Source organism: Sphingobium bisphenolivorans (assembly GCF_000412635.1).
GTDB lineage: Bacteria > Pseudomonadota > Alphaproteobacteria > Sphingomonadales > Sphingomonadaceae > Sphingobium > Sphingobium bisphenolivorans.
The window spans coordinates 105,507-126,619 of sequence record NZ_ASTG01000005.1; the positions used below are offsets into that span (position 1 = coordinate 105,507).

19 protein-coding genes are annotated in these 21,113 nt (G+C 64.5%); 8 read left to right on the forward strand and 11 right to left on the reverse strand.

The window, feature by feature from the left end:
• Positions 1 to 70: 70 nt before the first annotated feature.
• A complete protein-coding gene (gene glpX / locus L858_RS0104650) occupies positions 71 to 1,054 on the forward strand; it encodes a class II fructose-bisphosphatase (RefSeq protein WP_022681986.1) in 984 nt (327 codons plus the stop codon).
• 56 nt (positions 1,055 to 1,110) lie between these two features.
• Here glpX and L858_RS0104655 read toward each other — a convergent pair whose 3' ends face one another.
• The 7 genes from L858_RS0104655 to L858_RS0104685 all read right to left on the reverse strand — a co-directional run bounded on the left by L858_RS0104655 (position 1,111) and on the right by L858_RS0104685 (position 9,704).
• Positions 1,111 to 1,488, reverse strand: coding sequence for a MerC domain-containing protein (locus L858_RS0104655; RefSeq protein ID WP_022681987.1), 378 nt, complete (start codon positions 1,486 to 1,488; stop codon positions 1,111 to 1,113).
• A gap of 83 nt (positions 1,489 to 1,571) precedes the next feature.
• The gene (locus tag L858_RS0104660; RefSeq protein ID WP_028055818.1) at positions 1,572 to 3,353 is read right to left on the reverse strand and encodes a sensor domain-containing diguanylate cyclase; all 1,782 of its coding nucleotides are present in this window, start codon (positions 3,351 to 3,353) and stop codon (positions 1,572 to 1,574) included.
• A gap of 84 nt (positions 3,354 to 3,437) precedes the next feature.
• A complete protein-coding gene (locus L858_RS0104665) occupies positions 3,438 to 4,895 on the reverse strand; it encodes a glycerol kinase (RefSeq protein ID WP_028055819.1) in 1,458 nt (485 codons plus the stop codon).
• Positions 4,892 to 6,391, reverse strand: a complete 1,500-nt coding sequence (locus tag L858_RS0104670) for a glycerol-3-phosphate dehydrogenase (protein WP_022681990.1) — start codon at positions 6,389 to 6,391, stop codon at positions 4,892 to 4,894. The genes L858_RS0104665 and L858_RS0104670 overlap by 4 nt, the downstream gene beginning before the upstream one ends.
• 45 nt (positions 6,392 to 6,436) lie before the next feature.
• A complete protein-coding gene (clpS, locus tag L858_RS0104675; RefSeq protein ID WP_028055820.1) occupies positions 6,437 to 6,811 on the reverse strand; it encodes an ATP-dependent Clp protease adapter ClpS in 375 nt (124 codons plus the stop codon).
• A gap of 142 nt (positions 6,812 to 6,953) precedes the next feature.
• Positions 6,954 to 7,823, reverse strand: coding sequence for a phasin family protein (locus L858_RS0104680; protein WP_022681992.1), 870 nt, complete (start codon positions 7,821 to 7,823; stop codon positions 6,954 to 6,956).
• Between the two features lie 141 nt (positions 7,824 to 7,964).
• A complete protein-coding gene (locus L858_RS0104685) occupies positions 7,965 to 9,704 on the reverse strand; it encodes a PHA/PHB synthase family protein (protein ID WP_028055821.1) in 1,740 nt (579 codons plus the stop codon).
• A gap of 140 nt (positions 9,705 to 9,844) precedes the next feature.
• On the opposite strand from L858_RS0104685, the gene L858_RS0104690 reads away from it, so the two are divergent.
• From L858_RS0104690 to L858_RS0104700, 3 genes are all read left to right on the forward strand, one after another.
• Positions 9,845 to 11,053, forward strand: a complete 1,209-nt coding sequence (locus L858_RS0104690; protein WP_022681994.1) for an LL-diaminopimelate aminotransferase — start codon at positions 9,845 to 9,847, stop codon at positions 11,051 to 11,053.
• Positions 11,054 to 11,241: 188 nt separating this feature from the next.
• On the forward strand, positions 11,242 to 11,718 hold the full coding sequence (locus L858_RS0104695) for a DUF2721 domain-containing protein (protein ID WP_022681995.1): 477 nt from the start codon (positions 11,242 to 11,244) through the stop codon (positions 11,716 to 11,718).
• A complete protein-coding gene (locus L858_RS0104700) occupies positions 11,715 to 12,263 on the forward strand; it encodes a (2Fe-2S)-binding protein (protein ID WP_022681996.1) in 549 nt (182 codons plus the stop codon). Before L858_RS0104695 ends, L858_RS0104700 begins: the two co-directional genes overlap by 4 nt.
• Here the strand turns inward: L858_RS0104700 and L858_RS0104705 are convergent.
• From L858_RS0104705 to L858_RS0104715, 3 genes are read right to left on the reverse strand one after another with little or no spacing between them, the layout of a single operon-like run.
• Positions 12,248 to 13,057 (reverse strand): DODA-type extradiol aromatic ring-opening family dioxygenase, encoded by an 810-nt coding sequence (locus tag L858_RS0104705; RefSeq protein ID WP_022681997.1) that lies wholly within the window; start codon positions 13,055 to 13,057, stop codon positions 12,248 to 12,250. The genes L858_RS0104700 and L858_RS0104705 overlap by 16 nt on opposite strands.
• 60 nt (positions 13,058 to 13,117) lie before the next feature.
• A complete protein-coding gene (locus L858_RS0104710) occupies positions 13,118 to 15,691 on the reverse strand; it encodes an HWE histidine kinase domain-containing protein (protein WP_022681998.1) in 2,574 nt (857 codons plus the stop codon).
• Positions 15,684 to 16,223: a biliverdin-producing heme oxygenase gene (locus L858_RS0104715; protein ID WP_022681999.1), complete on the reverse strand. Its 540-nt coding sequence runs from the start codon at positions 16,221 to 16,223 to the stop codon at positions 15,684 to 15,686. The genes L858_RS0104710 and L858_RS0104715 overlap by 8 nt, the downstream gene beginning before the upstream one ends.
• A gap of 247 nt (positions 16,224 to 16,470) precedes the next feature.
• Between L858_RS0104715 and L858_RS0104720 the strand changes: the two genes are divergently transcribed.
• The 3 genes from L858_RS0104720 (at position 16,471) to L858_RS0104730 (ending at position 18,761) form a co-directional block, all read left to right on the forward strand.
• Positions 16,471 to 17,322 (forward strand): RcnB family protein, encoded by an 852-nt coding sequence (locus tag L858_RS0104720; RefSeq protein WP_037504384.1) that lies wholly within the window; start codon positions 16,471 to 16,473, stop codon positions 17,320 to 17,322.
• A 114-nt stretch (positions 17,323 to 17,436) separates the two neighbouring features.
• Entirely contained in the window at positions 17,437 to 18,114 is a 678-nt protein-coding gene (locus tag L858_RS0104725; RefSeq protein WP_022682001.1) for a prolyl hydroxylase family protein, read from the forward strand.
• A 176-nt stretch (positions 18,115 to 18,290) separates the two neighbouring features.
• Positions 18,291 to 18,761: an RcnB family protein gene (locus L858_RS0104730; protein WP_028055823.1), complete on the forward strand. Its 471-nt coding sequence runs from the start codon at positions 18,291 to 18,293 to the stop codon at positions 18,759 to 18,761.
• 220 nt (positions 18,762 to 18,981) lie between these two features.
• Here the strand turns inward: L858_RS0104730 and L858_RS0104735 are convergent, their stop codons facing one another.
• Positions 18,982 to 20,562: a lysine--tRNA ligase gene (locus L858_RS0104735; RefSeq protein ID WP_022682003.1), complete on the reverse strand. Its 1,581-nt coding sequence runs from the start codon at positions 20,560 to 20,562 to the stop codon at positions 18,982 to 18,984.
• A 197-nt stretch (positions 20,563 to 20,759) separates the two neighbouring features.
• Between L858_RS0104735 and L858_RS0104740 the strand changes: the two genes are divergently transcribed.
• Positions 20,760 to 21,107: a PilZ domain-containing protein gene (locus L858_RS0104740; protein ID WP_022682004.1), complete on the forward strand. Its 348-nt coding sequence runs from the start codon at positions 20,760 to 20,762 to the stop codon at positions 21,105 to 21,107.
• Positions 21,108 to 21,113: the final 6 nt, after the last annotated feature.

The following is a 21,113-nucleotide window of genomic DNA, read 5'->3' on the forward strand; positions in this document are numbered from 1 at the left end:
GACAAGCGGGGGGCGACATCCTATCCACCGCCCCCATGTGGCGGCCAAGGCTGCGGGGAGAGGAATGACTATGGTGCAGGCAAGCTCGATTCTGGATCGCGTTCTGGTGCTCGAAATGGTGCGCGTGACGGAGGCCGCAGCCATCGCCGCGTCGAAGCTCATCGGCCGTGGCGATGAGAAGGCTGCCGACGCCGCCGCGGTCGAGGCGATGCGGCTAGCCTTCAATGATCTCTACATGGACGGCACCGTCGTCATCGGCGAAGGCGAACGCGACGAGGCGCCGATGCTCTACATCGGGGAGAAAGTCGGCAACGCGATCGGCACCGGTCCTCGCATCGACATCGCGCTCGATCCGCTCGAGGGTACGACCATCACCGCGAAGGCTGGACCGAACGCGCTTGCCGTGCTGGCGATTTCAGAGGAAGGCGGGCTGCTGAACGCGCCTGACGTCTATATGGAAAAGCTGGCCGTCGGGCCTGGGCTGCCCGAGGACATCATCGACATGAACAGGAGCGTGCGGGCGAATGTGGAGGCCGTCGCCCGGGCGAAGGGCGTCGATCCGCATGAAATCATCGTCTGCGTCCTTGACCGGCCGCGCCATGAGAAGCTGATCGGCGAGCTGCGCGAGATCGGCTGCGGCATCATGCTGATCCCCGATGGCGACGTCGCGGGCGTGATCGCGACCACGGATCCTGAAACCAATGTCGATATGTATATGGGGTCGGGTGGCGCGCCGGAGGGCGTGCTGGCCTGCGCCGCGCTGCGCTGTGTCGGCGGACAGTTCAAGGGCAAGCTGCTTTTCCGCAACGATGACGAACGCGCCCGCGCCCGCAAATGGGGCATCACCGATCTCGACAAAGTCTATGATCTGAAGGAACTGGCCAAGGGCGACTGCATCTTCGCCGCGACGGGCGTGACCGACGGCTCGCTGCTCGCGGGGGTCAAGCGCCTGCCCGGCGGCAAGCTCACGACGGAGAGCGTCGTCATGCGCGCCAGCACCGGAACCGTGCGCTGGGTAAAGGGCGAGCATCGGATCGATCGCAAGCACATCTGAACGCGGCGCCAATGAAGAAGGGGGCAGCGCCCCCCTCTTCCCAACCGGGTTAGAAATTATCGCCCGGCGCGGTGATTGAGGTCGTGGCCCAGCGCCAATATGGCGACGCCCAGCAGCGTATAAGCGCTTTCCTGCAGCCCATGATCCATGGTGAGCGCGCCGGCCATGATCCCGAGGCCCAGCGAGCCGATGGCGGCAGGCATCATGAAGCCATGGGAAAACACGCCGTGGCCGAGCGCGACGGCGCCCAGCAGGATCGCCAGCAAAAGTCCGACCTCATGGAAGATCGGGCTTTCGAAAATACCTCCGGCCGAAGCCAGCAGACCCAGCACCACCGCAGAGATGAAGCAATGCGCGACGCACATGCCCGACAGCGCGATCGCGAGGCGGTCAAGGCGCCCGTTGAGAAGATGTTGGCGAAGGCTGATCGGCATGGTGCACGCTACATAAGGGGGAGCGTGAAAAGTTACAACATATCATCCCGTCTTTTTTGATGCCGGCCCCTCGGTCGGTCGGGTCAGGCCGCATGGCGCAGGCAGTTACGCCCGCTATGCTTGGCGCGGTACAGCGCCTTGTCTGCCGCATCGAGCAGTTCGCTGCAGCTGCTCAGCGCGTCCAATTCCACCAGACCGGCGCTGAACGTCACTGCCACATGGCGGTCCGCGTCGAGCCGAACCGGGCTTCCCGCGACCATCAGCCGCAACCGCTCGCAGATCATGCTGGCGCAATTGATGTCGGTGCCGCTCAGCAAGATGGCGAACTCCTCCCCGCCAAGGCGGCCGACGCTGTCGATCCCGCGCAGCCCCGGCCGAAGCCGCTCGACGAAGCCCGCCAGCACGCGGTCGCCCGCGCCATGACCATGCTGGTCGTTCACCGCCTTGAAGTGATCGATGTCGATCAGCAGCAGACAGGAGCGCTGGCCGCGCCGCACGCGCTCGATCTCCTGCTCCAGCTTTCCCATGAAGGCGCGGCGCGTGTCGGCTCCGGTCAGCGAATCCTGCGCCGCCACCTGTAGCAACGCCTGCTGGCGCGCCTTGTGGCGGGACATGTCACGTATCGTGCTGACCACGCCCGTCGCCCGGCCCCGCTCATCCAGCACCGCGCGCGTCACCATCTCGCACCATTGCAGTTCGCTGGCCGAGACGAGGGGGCGGAACTCCACGGTCTGCACCTGGCCGGGCTGAGCCAGCGCCCGTCGATGCGTCGCGATCACGCGAACGCGATCGCGCGGATCGACCAGCTTCGCCGCATCCTGGCCGATCAGCATTTCCGGCGCGCAGCCCATCTGCTCCGCCGCAGAGGGGGATGCGTATCCGATAACCCCCTCAACATTGATATTGAGCACCACGTCGCCGCTATTTTCCGCGATCGTGCGGTAACGCGCTTCGCTTTCCTGCAACATCTGGAACAGCAGGCGCCGGCTGTTCAGTTCGGCGGCCATCGGCGTGGACAGCAGATAGGTGAAGGCGAGGTAGAGCTGAAAAAACTGCATCCGCAGGCCGAGCGTGCCCGGAACCATATGCAGCGGCCCATGTCCGGTCATCGTCGCGATCCCGCCGATCAGCGCCAGAATCATGACCGCCGCCGCCGTCGCCAGATTGCCGACGCGAAAGACGATCAGCAGCATCGGCAGGGTAAGAGCAAACAGCATCGGATAACGCGCGACATAAAAGACGAACGCCGTGGCGAGCGCGAAGAGCAGCAGCAGGCCCGCCGCTTCGACTCGCTCGCGGCAAGAGGATTGTTCCAGCCAGCGCCGATATTCGCCCTTCATGAACATCATCAGGATCGGCGTGCAGGTCATACCGCCCAGCACATGACCGGCATACCATTGCAGCCATGCGGCGGAGAAGGCGGCCCCGGTAAGCTGCGCCGCCACCAGGCCGGCGCCGGCACCGGCAATGATATTGGCAGGGCCGCACAGCGCCACGACGTAGACGAGCAGCGGCTGTGGCGACCCGCCAATCCTGCCGTCGCGCGCATATCGCCGACAGAGGATGGCGACGGTCAGCGCCTCCAACAGGTTCAGGGCCGCCATCGGCACGGCCGCGAGCGGTCCCATGCCGTAAAGCGATGTCGCGATGACGCTGGCCAAGCCACAGGCGGCCAAGGCGCGTGGCCAGTGGCGCTCTTTCGACGCCAGAAGCTGCGCCATGAGCAGGGCATTGGCCCCCCAGATGAATGCCAGCCCGCCTTCGAAACGGGACGTGCAAAGCGCCAGCACCGCTAAGGCGTAATAGGCACAGCCGAGCAGGATGGGCGGCAAGGCGGAGGACGTATGACGGAGCGAGCTGGGCATCTTGCTCTTGGCTAACAGGGATATGGTTAAAATATGGTCATGATCCGGATTAAGGATGATAGGGAGGTGCAACCAAAGCCGCGCTCAAAAAAAGCTATGCCAGCCGCTGAGCCTCTGTTCCCGTGTTCCCGCTTCCATGGCAGGGTTGAAGCGGGTCGCCGGTGATGCCATGGCCTTCGCAGCAGCTTCCAATGACGGATGTAATTCAGCGCCGACAGCGGCCAGCATGGCTGCGCCCCGTGCGGTCGTCTCGACATCGGCCGGGCGCATCACCGGCAGGTCCAGAATGTCCGCTACATCCTGCGCGACCCAATTGTTCGCGCTCATCCCGCCATCGAGCGCAAGTTGTTCCCAGGGCGCTCCATCGGCGGTGAAGGCCTGCTTCAGATCGTGCAGCTGGTGCGAGAAGGATTCGAGTGCGGCCCGCACGATATGGGCGCGGCTCGTACCCAGCGTCAGACCCTTGATCACCCCGGTGGCGTCGGGTTGCCAGTGCGGAGCCCCTAGCCCCGCGAATGCGGGAAGCAGGATGACGCCGCCGCTGTCCGGCACGGATCGCGCCATCGCCTCCGTTTCCGCGGCGGTTGCAATCAGGCCCATACTGTCGCGCAGCCACTTCACCAGGCTGCCGGCAACGAAGATCGATCCCTCCAGAGCGAAGGCGCGCTCCACGCCAAGCCGGTAGAGCAGCGTCCCAAGCAGCCGGTGCGCCGACGCCGGGACCGCCCTTCCCATATTGGCGAGGACAAAGGCTCCGGTGCCGAGCGTCGCCTTGGCACTGCCGGGCTTCAGACAGCCCTGCCCGATCGATGCCGCCTGCTGGTCGCCCGCGAGGCCCCGGATCGGGATCATGCCGCCGAACCACTGGGCCACCGTCTCGCCGAGCGCGCCCGCATTGTCGACGATCGCGGGCAGCGCGCGCATCGGCACGCCGAACAGTTCGCACAGGCCAGCGTTCCAATCGCCGCCTTCCAGGCTCATCAATTGCGTCCGGCTGGCATTGGTGGCGTCGCTGACATGCAGCCCCCCGGTCAGCTTCCACACCAGCCAGCTTTCGACCGTACCCAGCGCCAGCGCGTCCCCCGCCTCCTTCAGGGCGGGAACATGATCGAGCAGCCACCGCATCTTGGTGGCCGAGAAATAGGGATCGATGACGAGGCCGGTGCATCGCTGCACCGCCGGCTCGTGGCCCGCCTCCCGCAGCGCGGCGCAGCGGTCGGCGGTACGCCGGTCCTGCCAGACGATGGCGCGGGCAAGCGGCTCGCCGCTACGCCGATCCCACGCAATCACGGTTTCGCGCTGGTTGGTGATGCCGATCGCGGCGATCCGATCCGCGCCGCCTGCTTGCGCCACCATCTGCCGCGCGCAACGCAGCGTTCGTTCCCATATCTCGGCGGCGTCCTGCTCGACCCAGCCGGGCTGCGGATAAAATTGGGTGAGTTCAGCCTGGGCCATGCCAAGCCGTGTGCCCTCCGGCGCATAGAGCATCGCCCGCGTCGATGTCGTGCCTTCATCCAGCACCAGGATGCTCCGTTCGCTCATGCCCTCTCCCGCAACCATTGATCGAGCCGTGCCTTCTGCCCGGCATCCAGCCTGAGCCCGAGCTTGGTGCGACGCCAGAGAATATCCTCAGCCGTCACCGCCCACTCGCGCGTTATCAGATAGCGCAGTTCCGATTCCGTCAGACCATGGCCGAAATGAACGCCGAGGTCCGCCATGCCCTGCGCATCGCCCAGCCAGTCGCGGGCGCACGTTCCATAGGCGCTGGCGATGCGCTGGACCGAGGCATAGTCAAGAAAGGGATAGTCGCAGCCAAGATCGGCGATCAGCTTGTCAAGGCCGCGCATCGGGAAGTCGCCACCTGGCAGCGGCGCGGCGGCGGTCCAGTCCACCTTCGCCAGTCTGGGCAGAAATGGCCTCAGCCGCTCGACCGCTTCGCAGGCAAGATGGCGATAGGTGGTAATCTTGCCGCCATAGATGTTGAGCAGCGGCGGCTCCCCCTCCAGCTCCAGCCGATAACCGCGCGTCGCTGCCTCCGGCCGGCCGGCGCCGTCATCGACAAGCGGGCGAACGCCGGCATAGGCCCAGATCACATCCTGCGGCGAGATCGCGCGGGCGAAATAGCGGTTCGCCCCCTCGCACAAATAGGCGATCTCCTCCTCACTGGGGCGGACATGATCCGGCGAGCCATGATGATCGCGGTCGGTGGTGCCAATCAGCGTGAAGTCATGCGCGTAGGGAATGGCAAAGAAGATGCGGCCGTCGGGCAGTTGGAAGAAATAGGCGAAGCCATGGTCGAACAGGCGAGCCACCACGATATGCGATCCGCGTACCAGCCGGACCGACCGGCTCGCGTCTCCATGGGCGCGGCGCAACAGGTCGAGCACGCCCGGGCCGGTCGCGTTGACCACCGCGCGGGCACGGAAGCTCTCCTCCCTGCCGTCCGTGTGCCGGGTGAGGATGGCCCATTCAGCGCCGCGCCGCGCCAAAGCCAACGCCTCGGTCCGGGTACGGATATCCGCGCCCCGGTCCGCCGCGTCGCGGGCATTGAGGATCACCAGACGAGCGTCGTCGACCCAGCCGTCAGAATAGACATAGCCTCTCTTGAAACCGGCTTTCAGCGGCCTTCCGGCGGGATGGCGGCGCAGATCGATGCTCTCCGTCGGCGGCAAGGCGTGGCGAGCGCCCAGATGATCGTAGAGAAAGAGGCCGAGGCGCAGCAGCCAGCGCGGGCGCAATCCGGCTACCCAAGGCAGGACAAAGCGCATCGGGCGGATGATGTGCGGCGCCATAGCCCAGAGCCGCTCGCGCTCGGCAAGGGATTCGCGGACGAGTCCGAACTCCCGATGCTCCAGATAACGCAGGCCGCCATGGATGAGCTTGGTAGAGGCGGAGGATGTCCCCTGCGCCAGGTCGCCGCGCTCCAGCAGCAGCACCTTGGCTCCGCGCCCCGCCGCGTCGCGGGCGATGCCACAGCCGTTGATCCCGCCGCCGATCACGGCAAGGTCGTAGGCGGCAGGCTCCTTCTCCCTTGTCACGGGCCGAACCTAGCCTGCTTTAAGAGCAGGCGGAAGCGGCTGTGGTCAGGCCTTTTCCAGCGTGCACTGAAGGGGGTGCTGGTTCTGCCGGGCGAAGTCCATCACCTGGTTCACCTTGGTTTCCGCAACCTCATAGCTGAAGATGCCGCAGACCCCGACCCCGCGCTGGTGCACATGGAGCATGACGCGAGTCGCCTCCTCCATATCCATGCGGAAAAATTGCTGAAGCACGTGCACGACGAATTCCATCGGCGTGTAGTCATCGTTCAGCATCAGCACCTTGTAGAGGGAGGGCTTTTTCGTCCGCGCACGGGTGCGCGTGGCGATGCCGACATTGGGACCGCCCGTGCCGTCGCCCTGGTCGTCCTGATCCCTGCCCGCCATCATTACGGGATATGCCGTTGCCAAGATACTGTTCATGATGGGGAAGAATATGGCGATTCCCGCTTCTATGGCAAGGGGTCCGGCAGCGGTTCGCGCCCTGTCGGAGGGTGAACCGGAAAAAAGAAACGGCCCCGCGAAGGCTGGGGCCGTTCCTCAATAGTCGTAGTGGCTCAGCCGATCAAACGGCGAGCGACTTCACCTTGTCGGTGACCACGGTCACGCGGGCGGTCAGCGGCTGGGCCACTTCGCCGGCGAGCTTGATCAGCGCTTCGCTGCTCTTAGCCGCTTCCTTGGTCATTTCGTCGAAGCTGCTCGACAGGAGCTGGCTCTGCAGCTGGAAAAATTCGGTCGGGGTCTTCACCGTCGAAAAGCTCTTGATCGAGGCGGTCGCCTTTTCGAAGCTCTTGCGGCTGTAGTCGACGGCTTCCTGACCCAGCGTTTCGAACGCCTTGGCAGCGATCTTGCCGGATTCGACCAGCGCCTCGACATTGCCCTTGGCGATGTCGCTGAACTCTTCCAGCGCCTTCGTCGACTTCTCGACGTTCACCTTGGCCTTCTCGTTGAAATCGGCATAGGCGGTTTCGAACTTGGCCTTGGTTTCTTCAGCGAACTTCTTTCCGGTTTCGATCACGTCGTTCATTATCTTGGTTCCTTCTGTGGCGGGCAGCGATATGGGCTCTACCGGCCCGGCCTTGGATGACAGGCTCTTGGCTTCTTGCGGCGCCGCCGACGCTGCCTGCACGAGCGGCTCAGGAGTGGGAGCGATGACCGGGTCGGGCACCGGCTCCGATACGGGAACAGGCTCGGGCGCCGCATCCACTGCGGTGGTCGCGGCGATCGCAGCCAGCGGGTTGGCCGCGACAGCGGGTTCAGGCTTGGGCGGCGCCGCCTTGGGCGCCGGTGCCTTGGAAACTGCCGGGCTCTTGGCCGGCTTGGCGGGAGGTGAGATCGCCGCTTCAGCGGCCTTCAGCGCCTCGCTCGCCGACAGGGTTGACGACGCCTTAACGGGGCCCGTCTTTGCACGCACATTCTTGGGGGTACCGGCCATGCCATCCTCCGTTTGCTGCAGTGCACAATATTGATTCGGACAGATGTTTGCAAGCCATTTTGTGCGGTGCAGCAAAATTATTTCAGACAGCTTGCCGTAAGGGAAGTGCCGCCTGCCGCATAGACGAGGCAAGTGAAGGACTTAGCGCAACCTGACATATCGGCCGGGCGCATCTTCGACGGGCTTGAGCTTGCCCTTGCCTGGCACCCGCGCGCCCCTGACCGCCACTTGCGCAGGGTCGCGCTCGCGAATCCACTCGATCCAATCGGGCCACCAGCTGCCCTTCGTCTCCTGCGCCTTGTCTAGGAAAGCTTCGAGCGAAGGCTGCGCCTCCTCGCATGCCCAATATTGATATTTGTTGGCAGCGGGCGGATTGATGACGCCGGCGATATGGCCGGACCCGGCGAGCAGGAAGCGGACGGGACCGGTGAAATGCTCCGTCAGCTTCCACACGCTTTCGACCGGGGCGATATGATCCTCCTTGCCCGCCTGGACATAGGCGGGGGTCTTGACCTGCCGCAGGTCGATCTGCGTGCCCGAAACGCTGACCGCGCCGGGTTGGACCAGCAGATTGTCGCGGTAAAGCTGCGTCAGATAATCCCTGTGCCAGCGCGCCGGCAGGTTTGTTGTGTCGCCATTCCAGTAAAGCAGGTCGAAGGGCGGATAATCCTGTCCAAGCAGATAATTATTGACCACATAGTTCCAGATGAGGTCGCGCCCGCGCAGCAGGTTGAAGGTCGCGGCCATGTAGCGCCCGTCCAGAAAGCCGCCGGAGGACAGCTGCTCCACCATCTTCATCTGCTCGTCATCAACGAACAGGGTCAGATCGCCCGCCTTGCTGAAATCCACCTGCGCGGTGAAGAAGGTGGCGCTCGCGACCTTGTCCGCCTCCCCGCGCGCGGCGAGCAGCGCCAGCGTGGCGGCAAGCGTGGTTCCCGCCACGCAATAGCCGATCGTATGCACGCTCTGCACCTTCAGCAGATCGCGCACGGTATCGATCGCGTCGATCTGCCCCTGTTCGATATAATCGTCCCAGATCAGGTCCTTCATCGATGCGTCGGCCGACCTCCACGAGACGAGAAAGACGCTGAGGCCCTGATCCACCGCCCATTTGACGAAGCTCTTCTCCGGCGCGAGGTCGAGAATGTAGAAGCGGTTGATCCAGGGCGGAAAGATGATCAGCGGGGTCGCCAGCACCTTGTCGGTCGATGGCGCATAATGGATCAGTTGGTAGAGCGGCGTCTCCTTGATCACCTTGCCCGGCGTAGAGGCGATATTACGGCCGACTTCGAAAGCGGAGCCGTCCGTGTGGGTGAGCTGCCCCTTTTCCATATCGGCCAGCATATGCTGAAGGCCCTTTACCAGATTCTGGCCGCCGCTCTCGATCGTCTTCTGGACGACGAGCGGATTGGTGAGGGGGAAGTTGGTGGGCGACAGGGCATCGAGCAGGCCGTTGGTCGCGAAGCGCAGCTTGGCCTTCTGCTTGGGATCAACGCCGTCCACCGCGTCGGTCAGGCGCATCAGATAGTCCGAGATCAGCAGATAGCTTTGCCGGATCAGGTCATAAAAGGGGTGATCGGCCCAGGCCGGGTCGGAAAAGCGGCGGTCCTTCGCGCCTGCCGGGCTGCCGGGCGGGGGCGGCTCCGGCTGATTGCGCAGCAGCCCGCCGGAATCGAGGAAACGCTGCCACAAAGCCAGTCCCTCGTCGGCGAAGCTGGACTGTATACGCGCGACAGCGGCAGCATCGAATGGCAGGGCCTGCCCCGTCGCGCCCGCCGCCTGTTCGAGCAGCAGTTGCTGCGCGCGGCCGAGCACCTGTGTCCATTGCTGCATTTCGTTAAGAGTGGGGAGGCGGGGTTCCATGGCATCCCGTGCATTCATGGCCACCTTCATCCTCCCGGTATGGTCTATGTCGCCGCTTTCACTGGCGCGGCGCAGTCCAGCGGGTTATAGCCGGATCTGTGACACAGTGATTGCGTGTCGCCCACTATTCCTTACGCCGAGCTTTTAGGAAAGCCCCAATGTCCGAAGAATTCTACCGCATGAAGCGCCTGCCGCCCTATGTCATCGCTGAAGTGAATGCGATGCGGGCCGCCGCGCGAGCCGGTGGGGAGGACATTATCGACCTCGGCATGGGCAATCCCGATCTGCCGCCACCCGACCATGTGATCGCCAAGCTGTGCGAAGTCGCGCAGAAGCCGAGCGCCCATGGCTATTCCCAGTCGATGGGCATTCCGGGACTGCGCCGCGCGCAGGCCAATTATTACGGCCGCCGCTTTGGCGTCGATCTCGACCCCGAGACGGAAGTTGTCGTGACAATGGGGTCGAAGGAGGGTCTCGCCAGCCTCGCCACCGCGATCACCGCACCGGGCGATGTCGTTTTGGCGCCCAACCCCAGCTACCCGATCCACATGTTCGGCTTCATCATCGCGGGTGCAACCATCCGGTCGGTTCCCACCACACCCGACGAGCATTATTGGCAGTCGCTGGAGCGGGCGATGGCCTTCACCGTGCCGCGCCCCTCGATCCTCGTCGTCGGCTATCCCAGCAATCCGACGGCCGAGACGGTCGATCTCGCCTTCTACGAGCGCCTTGTCGCCTGGGCGAAGGAGAACAAGGTCTGGGTGCTGTCCGACCTTGCCTATTCCGAACTTTATTATGACGGCAACCCCACGCCCTCCATCCTTCAGGTGCCGGGTGCCAAGGATGTGGCGGTCGAGTTCACCTCACTCAGCAAGACCTATTCGATGGCCGGCTGGCGCATCGGTTTCGCGGTTGGCAACAGGCAGTTGATCGCGGCGCTGAAGCGGGTGAAATCCTATCTCGACTATGGCGCCTTCACCCCCATCCAGGCTGCGGCCTGCGCCGCGCTCAACGGGCCGCAGGATATCGTCCAGAAGAACCGCGAACTCTATCACAAGCGCCGCGACGTGATGGTGGAGGCGTTCGGCCGCGCAGGATGGGACATTCCCGCGCCCAAGGCGTCGATGTTCGCCTGGGCCCCCCTGCCCCCGGCCCTCAAGGATATGGGGAGCCTGGAGTTCTCCAAGCAGCTGCTGACCCACGCGAAGGTCGCGGTGGCACCCGGCGTCGGTTATGGCGAGGATGGCGAGGGCTATGTCCGCATCGCCATGGTGGAGAACGAACAGCGGCTGCGGCAGGCGGCCCGCAACGTGAAGCAATATCTGAAATCCATGGGCATCAACACACCCGCCAAGGGCGCCGCCTGAGCCGATAGCTTGGCACATGGCGGTCCTGCGCGGGCAGGAGCCCAGTTCAAACCATAGGGATGTCTCGGCGGTGGGGGTCATGCTCCTGCCTGCGCAGGAGCACATAAGGCGTCCGCCTCCGGCCTTTTCTGCCTTGCCATCCTTCCCGCTATGCGCTGGATAGCGACTATGATGAAAGCCCCGCGCGGATGATCGCCCTTCCGCAAGTTTCCCAGGTCGCGCAAACGATCCAGCTTGCGCTCGCACCCGTCTTCCTGTTGGCAGGCATTGGCGCTTTCCTGAACGTCTGCGTCGGCCGGCTCGCGCGGATCATCGACCGCGCCCGTCTGGTGGAGGACAAAATCCTCACCTCGCGCGGCAAGGAGCATGACCGGATGGTCGGCGAGATCTGCGTGCTCGACCGGCGGATGAGCGTGGTGAACGGCGCGATCTTCCTGTCGGTGGCCTCGGCCTGCGCGGTCTGCCTGGTCGTCATCCTGCTGTTCGCGGGCAATCTGTTCGGCGCCCATCTCGGCACCCCCATCGCCATCCTGTTCAGCCTGGCGATGGTGGTGCAGGCGGCGGCGTTCGGCACCTTCATCCAGGAAATCCGGCTGGCGTCGCGCACCATCCACATCCGCAACGAGGTTCTCTACCACAAGGTGGAGGAGGAAGAGGCGCGATGACGAAGTTCACCGTCAACGACCGCCCGGTTCAGTATCGGATGGACCCGGCGACGCCGCTGCTCTGGGCGCTGCGGGATGCGTCGAACCTTACCGGAACCAAATATGGCTGCGGCACGGGCGATTGCGGCGCCTGCACAGTGGACATAGACGGCGCGGCCGTGCGGTCCTGCCAGGTCACGATCGCCGCGACGGAGGGAAAGTTCGTCACCACGATCGAGGGGCTTTCGCCCGATCGCGGCCATCCGCTGCAACAGGTGTTCGCCGCCGACAATGTCTCGCAATGCGGCTATTGCGTGCCGGGCATGATCATGGCGGCGTCGGTGCTGCTGCGGCGGACCAATGATCCGAGCGAGGAAGAGATCGACGCGGCGATCACCAATATCTGCCGCTGCGGCATCTATCCCCGGCTGCGCGGCGCGATCCAGCGCGCAGGACGCATCATGCGCGGCGAGGAGCAGGTTGATGCCGTGCCGCCCTCGGGGATCGCGCCGGAGGACGCGGCGCGAACCGTTCCCGCGCTGAGCCGCTTTCAGCCGAAGCGGTAACCCGATACGGTCCAGCCCAGCACGGTACTGCGATGATCCAGCTTGGCCGGATCGTCTCCGCCCGCGCCGAGCGCAACCATCAGCGGCAGCAGATGCTCCTCGCGCGGGTGCGCGAAGCGGGCCTCGGGCAGATCGGCCCAGCGGGCGACACGCCCCGCGCGGCGGGCTGCATCGGGGTCGGTCACCGCCTCGGTGAGCGCCTCGTCCCAGATACGGGACGGCTCCGTCGCCTGGGGGCCGCGCACGCGCAGATTGTGGAAGCTCATGCCAGAACCGACGATCAGCACACCCTCCTCCCGCAACGGCGCGAGGGCGCGTCCCGCGGCGATATGAGCCTGCGGGTCGAGGTCGCTGCGAAGGGAGAGTTGCGCCACCGGGATGTCCGCGTCGGGCAGCGCCACCTTCATCGGGATGAAGACGCCATGGTCCCAGCCCCGCTCCTCCTCCCAGCCGGTGGGGAAGCCTGCCTGTTCCAGCAGATCGGCGGCGCTCCGGGCGAGACTCGGCGCGCCGGGGGCGTCCCAGCGCAGCTGATAGGTGTGCGGCGGGAAGTTGTAATAGTCGAACAGGAGCGAGGGCTTCTGCCCGCCATGCAGTGTGAAGCGCTCCTTCTCCCAATGGCCCGAGATCAGCAAAATCGCGCGCGACCGCTCCGGCAGGCTGGCGATAAGGCCGGCCAGATAGTCCTGCATGGGATGCCACATCGGGTCGCTGTGGGGGCGCTCAGGATCGGTCGGGTCCATGAAGAAGCAGGGACCGCCGCCATGGGGGATGAAGATGGCTGGCTGTTTCATGCCTGCAAGGTCGGAGGAGCGCAGGGCGCGCGCAAGCCGCCGCGCGAGAAACGAAGCGTTTCAGCCGGCTTTCACCGCCTCCAGCGCCGGAACGATCGCCTGTGCCAGCGTGGCGCCGGAATAAGGCTTCTTGAGCAGCGGCACGTCCGTGAACCGCTCCGGCACCTCCAGCCCGTCGCCATATCCGGTGGCGAACAGGAAGGAGACGCCCCGCTCCGCCAGCATCTCTGCAATCGGCAGGCTGGTTTCATGGCCGAGATTGAAGTCGAGCACGGCGAAATCGAGATCGTTGAGCGAGATCGCCTCGCGCGCCCGGCCGATACTGGACGCCGTGATGACCTCCGCGCCCAGATCGCGCAGCGCATCCTCGCCGTCCATCGCGATGATCATATTGTCCTCGACCAGCAGGACATTGCGGCCCTTGAGCAATTCGGGCGTCGGCGGCGCAGGAGGAGTCGGACGATCTGCCCGCGCTGCCTCGGGCATGACGGAGACGACATGGACCGACGGCACGCAGAAATGCGCTTCCAGTCCCGAAAGCCGAAAGTGGATCTCCGCCTTGCCGCTGAGATCATAGGGGATGGACCGCTCGATCACGGTCGAGCCGAAGCCGCGCCGCGTCGGCGCGACGACGGCAGGCCCGCCGATCTCGCTCCAGTGCAGCAAAAGGCTCCCTTCTGCATCGACCTTCCAGTCGATGATGACGCTGCCGCTGTCCGACAAGGCGCCATATTTGGCGGCGTTGGTCAGCATCTCGTGGATGACGAGGGCCAGCACCGTGAAGGCGGCAGGGGTCAGCAGCACATTGGGACCCGACAGGCGGACCCGGTCTCGCCGATCACCCAAATAGGCGGCGGCCTCGATTTCGATCAGGTCGCGCAAGGGCGCGGGCGCCCAGCGGTCTGCGGTGATCTGGTCATGCGCGCGGGCGAGCGCATGCACCCGGCTTTCGAGCGTGCCGATGAAGTCCTCGACCGAGCCTGCGCTGTCCCGGGTCTGGGACATCAGCCCGCGGATCAGCGACAGGATGTTGCGGACCCGATGGTTGAGCTCGGCGATCAGCAGTTCCTGCTTCTCATGCGCCCTTTGGCGCTCCTCATTGGCCGAGTCGGCCAGCCGCAGAACGACTTCCAGCAGCGCCTTGCGCAGCGCTTCGGCGACGCGCATCTCGGCGGCATTGAAGGGGATGGCGGTGCCGCGCACCAACTGCGACCATTCCTCGAAGCTCTTGCGCGGCGTCAGGCGTGGTCCGTGGGGACCATATTCGACATGCTTTTCCTGATTGCCCGCCCAGCGCACCGATCGAAGCTGCTCCGCCCGGAACAGCACGACATAATCACGCGGGCGGCGCGAGAGGGGCAGAGCCAGCAGGCCGGCCGCGCGGTCGGCAAAGGCGGCGGCCTCCGGCATGATCTTCGACAGATTGTCGGTGGTGAAGAGTTGGCCCGCCGCATTGCGGTTCAGCATCGCGACGATGGCGGCGAAGGCTGCCGGCTCCGGCGTCAGCCCGGAAAAGGTCATCTGCCCATCGACATAGACGCCCACCCCATCCGCCGGGATCGTGTCGAAGATGGTGTCGCCCAGCCAGCGCGCATTGGACAGCAGATCATGGTCCTGCGCCACGGCGGACATCAGCCGGTCGGCCACCTGCCGAGCCCTGCCCTCATAGAGCGCCGTCTCGCTGCGTTCGCGGCTCTCCAGCATCATCGAAAAGATCTGGCCGAACAATTCGGCCGCGCTGCGCTGCGCGAAACTCGGGAGGCGCGGCGCATAATGGTGGCAGGCGAACAGGCCCCACAGCTTGCCGTCGACGATGATCGAAATGGAGAGCGAAGCGCCCACGCCCATATTACCGAGATATTCGATATGGATCGGCGACACCGCGCGGGTGAGGCAGAGCGACATGTCGAGCGCGGCGCCGGATGGGTCAAGCTGTGGCACGATCGGCACCGGCACCGCCTTCACATCGGCGATGACGCGGAAGATATTGCGCATGTAGAGCGCGCGGGCCTGCACCGGAATATCGGACGCGGGGTAATGCAGTCCAAAGAAACTATCGATGCCGGGGCGCAGCGCTTCCGCCACCACTTCCCCATCGCCCCCGTCGCTGAAGCGATAGACCATGACCCGGTCGAATCCGGTGAGCGCCCTCACCTGACGCGCGCCGTCGCGCAGGAAGGCGGTCATCCCGTCCGTCTGCGCCAGCCGCGACACCATGGACCGGACCATGCTGCTCGCCTCCAGTTCATCGGCGGAGGCAGGCTCGGCCTCGATCACGACCAGCGAACCGGAAAAATGCACGGCGACGTCGAAGGGCGGCAGGCCGTCGATAAGCGTCAGCGAAAAGGCGCGCTCCACCGCGTCGGGTCCGCGCAGCAGGGTGATGCGGTTGCGCAGGCTGTGGATCGCCTCGCCCCGAAAAATCCCGCTGATCGGCTTGCCCAGCATCTCTTCCGGGCCAAAGCCGATGAAATCGGCGCTGTTGGCGGAAACCCGCGACACCAGCCAGTCGGCCGTCAGCGCCATCAGGAAGCCGAAGGGCTGGACCTGGCCGAGCACATGGATCGGCTCGCGATCGCAATTTGTCAGGTCGACGTCGAAGCCACCCGCAGGGGTTTCGCCGCGCTCATCCATTGCCGGCAGCCATCTCCGCCCGTGCCGCTGCCTCGAACAGGCCGAAAGCAGCCTCCGCGCCGCGCACCGCCTGGTTCATCCAGTCGGCGTCACCATCATCTGCCGCCGCGTCTAGTCTTTCCTGGAAGGCGATCCATCCACCCTTGTCATGCACCGCCGAGAGATAGGCATGCGGCAGGTCCGATCCGACGCGCCGCGCCAGCACCGCGCCGCCGAGCCGCGATCCTTCGAGCGCGTAGAGCGCGCCCCAGCGAAACCCCTCGCCCTCGGCCCCGTTAATGTCCAGTGAGGGCGGCAGCACCTCGCCCAGGGCGGCCAAATCCTCCGCCAGCAAGGCAAGCCGGGAGGCATCAGGCCGCGCCACCGCCTCCAACGGCACCAGCGCGCGGGCATGCGCCCTCAGAAAAGAGGCATAGCTGCGCACATCCGACAGCGTGAAATGGGTAAACAGATCATCGACCCGCTGGTGGCTGGCGGTCGTCGCCTGTCGCAAGGCCTGTCGGGCACGGCCGGCATGGGTCGGGTTCGTCACATCACATCCCTAGGAACTGTTTACTATCTCCGCCTTGATCTGAATCAGCCTTGCGAAGATGTCTGGCCCGCCAAGGCCAAAATTCTGGCAAAGAAACCTCGCTGCGCCCAAAGTCGAACAATGTCCACCATGGGGATCGATATTCTTTCTGAAGGCTGACAGACAGGTTCAGCATCATGTCATCGCAACAAAGATAAACAGGAAGCATGCGGGGCTTCTCGCCCCAGAGACAATGAAGGCAAATGGCATGTTGAAGAAAATGATGCTGGCTGGACTGATGGCCGCGACAGTCCTTGGCGGGATTGCGCCCGCTTATGCCCAGCGGGGTGAAGGCGGCGCTTGGCGCGGCCGGGGCGGCGAACAGTCGGGCCGGGCCGATGGCGGCGCGCGCGGCGGCGGCGATGCGCGTCCGCAGCGGCAGTGGCAAGGCGGCGAGATGCGCCAGCAGCAGCAGGCAGGGCGTTGGCAGCAGCGCGGCGGCGACCGCGCGGTGCAGGCTCAGCCGCAATGGCGCGGCAATGAGGGCCGGGTTGAGCAGCGCGCTCCCTCCGTCAACATGCGCTGGAATCGCGCCGAGCAGCGTTACGACGTGACGCAGCGCGGTGACGACAGAAATCGCGACGGCCGCCGCGATTGGCAGGGCGACCGCCGCTGGGACGGGCAGCGTGACGATAATCGCTGGCGCGACAATGACCGGCGCGACACCCGCACCGGCCGCGCCTGGAGCGGAAACAACTGGAATGATGGCCGCCGCTTCGATGATCGGACGCGCTGGTCGGGGCAGCGGCGCTGGGACAGCGGCTGGCGCAATGACCGGCGCTACGACTGGTCCAGCTATCGCTCACGCTATGGCGACCGCTATCGGATCGGGCGCTATTATGCGCCGAGCGGATGGGGTTATGGTTATTCGCGGTTCAGCGTCGGGATCTTCCTGAACAGCCTGCTCTACGCGAATAATTATTGGATCGACGATCCTTATTCCTACCGCCTGCCGCCCGCTTACGGCACGCTGCGCTGGATCCGCTATTATGACGATGCGCTGCTGGTCGACATTCGCGACGGCTATGTGGTCGACGTGATCCACGAGTTCTTCTGGTAAGCGGGGAAGAGCTGATTGGCTCCTGAACTGATCTTCAGGAAGAACTGGGCCCGGAGCCGCGCTCCGGGCCCTTTTCATTTGCATGGGAGACGCCAGCGATGGCAGGAAAGCGCCATGACCGACCTTGTTGATGATGGTGGCATCGTTTCCCCGGCGCGGGCAGCGATCGGCGATGCCGTACGCGCACGGCTGGACCGCAATCCGATGGTCAGCCGGATCGATTCGCCGCATCTGGAAATCTATGGACGGCAGGATTTCCTGTCGCGGGAGGAGACTGCCGGGCTGCGGGCGCTGATCGACGCCGACGCGAAGCCCTCCACTCTCTTTTCCGGCAGCGCCAATGCCGATTACCGCACCAGCCACAGCTGCAACCTCATCCCCTGGGAGCCCCTGGTGAAGACGGTCAGCGACCGCATCTGCGCGCTCACCGGCCTGTCGCCTGAAAATGGCGAAAGCCTGCAGGGGCAGCGCTACACGCCGGGCCAGGAATATAAGGTCCACTGCGACTATTTCCCGGTGACGGCGAGCTATTGGCCGGCGATGCTGAAAACCGGCGGGCAACGCTGCTGGACGGCGATGATCTATCTTTCAGCCGTCGAGGCAGGGGGTGAGACGCATTTCCCCCGCTGCGAGTTCATGGTGCCGCCGGTCGAGGGCATGATCCTCATCTGGAACAATCTGGACCGCGAGGGCGCGCCCAATCCCTTCAGCCTGCACGCCGCGCGGCCGGTGGAAAGCGGCACCAAATATGTCGTCACCAAATGGTTTCGCGAGCGGAGATGGACCGCATGAGAGGCTCGCACGGCTGATACACATTGCGACATAAATGACTGATAGCTGACAGCTTCATTCCCGGCCTGTTCAGCGGCGCTCCCCCATAAGGATGCTGTTGGCGGCGGAAACCCATTTCGCAGATGAGGGTTTTACCGTCACCACAGTTCAGCGACACGCTGATGGGAGAAGAAAATATGCGTAAGATGATCATCCTTGGCCTGATGGCCGCTGCCGTGATGCCCAGCGCCGTCATGGCGCAGTCCCGAGGCGAGGTGCGCGACAGTGCGCGCGACCTGCGCCAGGAACAGCGCGAACTGCGCGACGCCCAGCGCTATGGCGATCGCCGCGATGTGCGCGAGCAGCGGCGCGACGTGCGCGATGCCCGGCAGGAGCTGCGCGAGGATTGGCGCGACTATCGCCGCTCGCACCGCGACGTCTATCGCGGCGGCAACTGGCGCGCGCCCTTCCGCTACAATCGCTGGGAAGCCGGTTCGCAGCTGCGCCCAAGCTATTACAACTCGCGCTACTATATCACTGACTATGACCGCTATCGTCTGCAGCGCCCCGGCCGTAACCTTCAGTGGGTGAGGCACTATAATGACGTGCTGCTGGTGAATGTGCGGACCGGCCGCGTGGTCGAGGTGCATCGCGGCTTCTTCTGGTAAGAAGCGCCAAATCCCAAAAAAGCAGCGGCTCCGAACCTACGTGGGTTCGGAGCCGTTCTGCTTTTTAGGCGACCCGTAAGGGGCCCCTCCCCTTGGCCGCGCCGCTCGTCTCCGAGCGGGCGCGGCCGACAGCGCGCTCTAGGGCGCGCCATCAGTCCGAAAGGGGGTGGACCAGTTATTAGAACGTTTACCGGACCTGAATGTTCCCCAAGGGTTCCGCTCAGGCGGCCAGCGCTTCCGCGATCAGGCGGCGGCTGTTGGCAATGCCGTAGAGCGCGATGAAGCTGCCCATGCGCGGCCCCTGATCGGCGCCAAGCAGCGTCTGGTACAGCGCCTTGAACCAGTCGCGCAGCTCGGCAAAGCCATACGCCTCGTCCTTGCCGATGGCATAGACGATGTTCTGGATATCCTCCGCCGAAGCGGTGTCGGGCAGGCCGGCCAGTTCCTCGTCCAGCTTAGATAGCGCGGCCGCTTCGTTCGGCGCAGGCGCGCGGCGCTTGAGCGTCGGCGCGACGAAATCACGATGATAGGCCAGCGCATGGCCGATCAGCGCGTCCAGCTCGGGATAGGTTTCCGCGCTGGAGCCGGGGACGTAATTCTGCAAATAACCCCAGACCTGCTCACGGCTGGCGTCGCCCATCACGCCGACCAGATTGAGCAACAGGCCGAAGGTCACCGGCAACTCGCCCTGCGGCAGCTTGCCGTCATGGATGTGGTGGACGGGATTGCCCAGCTGCTGCTCGATAGCCTGCTTGGGATAATTGCCCCGGAACTGCCAATATTCGTCCACCGCCCGGGGGATGACGCCCATGTGCAGCTGCTTCGCCTTCTTCGGCTCGCGATAGGCGTAGAAGGCCAGGCTCTCCTGTGGGCCATAGGTCAGCCACTGGTCTAAGCTGAGGCCATTGCCCTTGGACTTGGAGATTTTCTCGCCCTTTTCGTCGAGGAACATCTCATAGTTGAAACCCTCGGGCGGGCGGGCGCCGAGCGCGCGACAGATCTTCGACGACTGCGTCACCGAATCGATCAGGTCCTTCCCCGCCATCTCGTAATCGACGCCGAGCGCAACCCAGCGCATCGCCCAGTCGACCTTCCATTGCAGCTTCGCGCCGCCGGACAGGATCGATTGTTCGATGACCTCGCCCTCATCCTCGAAGCGGACGAGGCCCGCGTCGGCGTCCAGCACCTCGACCGGCACCTGAAGCACGACACCGCTCTTCGGGCTGATCGGCAGGACCGGCGAATAGGTCGCCTGCCGCTCCTTGCGCAGTGTCGGCAGCATGATGTCCATGATGTCCTGATAATGGCGCAGCACATTGCGGAGCGCGTCATCGAACGCGCCGGACTGGTAGCGGTCGGTCGCCGAGACAAATTCATAGTCGAAGCCGAACCGATCGAGGAATTCGCGCAGCATCGCGTTATTGTGATGCGCGAAGCTCTCGAACTTTTCGAAGGGGTCCGGCACCTGCGTCAGCGGCTTGCCCAGATGCTCGGCCAGCATCGCCTGATTGGGCACATTGTCCGGCACCTTGCGCAGGCCATCCATGTCGTCGCTGAACGCGATCAGTCGCGTGGGAATGTCCGAAAGCGCATGATAGGCATTGCGGACCATGGTGGTGCGCAGCACTTCGTTGAAAGTGCCGATATGCGGCAGGCCAGAGGGCCCGTAACCGGTTTCGAACAGGACATAGCCTTTCTCCGGCGCGCCGTTCTGATAGCGCTTCAGGAGCTTGCGGGCTTCTTCATAGGGCCAGGCCTTGGACGCCTGAGCGGCGGTGCGGTGGGTGTCGGACACGGTCATGATGGCAGCCCCCTAGAGCATTTTCGACCCGGATGGAAACATCTGCGGCTTCAGAAAAATGTGGCGGCTGTCGATCACCATAGCCGGCTTTTCGTGCCGAAATGGAGACGAATGGTGCTCCGGTAGCCCGCGACTTTAACTTTGATTAACCCTGATGGTCCATATTTATCCGGAGCTTAGGGGGCTCAGGAGGAATAATGATACCGAGGAGCCGTCAAAGAACAGCCGTCGATATCCCCGTCGTCGTGACGTCCGTGCTCGACAGCCTGGAGGGTATCATCGTCGACCTGAGCGAAGGAGGCGCCCAGATAACGGGGTGCAGCCTGCCGGTCCGCAGTCAGTGCCAGCTCGATTATGACGGGCATATCGTGTTCGGCATCGTCCAGTGGTCGGAGCAGGATCGCATGGGCCTCCGCTTCCCCTATGAACTGAGCGACGGGCCTCTATTCGACCGGCTGGAGATCGCACGGGCGACCGGAACAACGCCGAACGCCTTCATGCCGCGTCCGATCGGCGCTGGCGGTTTCGGGCGGCGAGTCGCCTGAATTCGG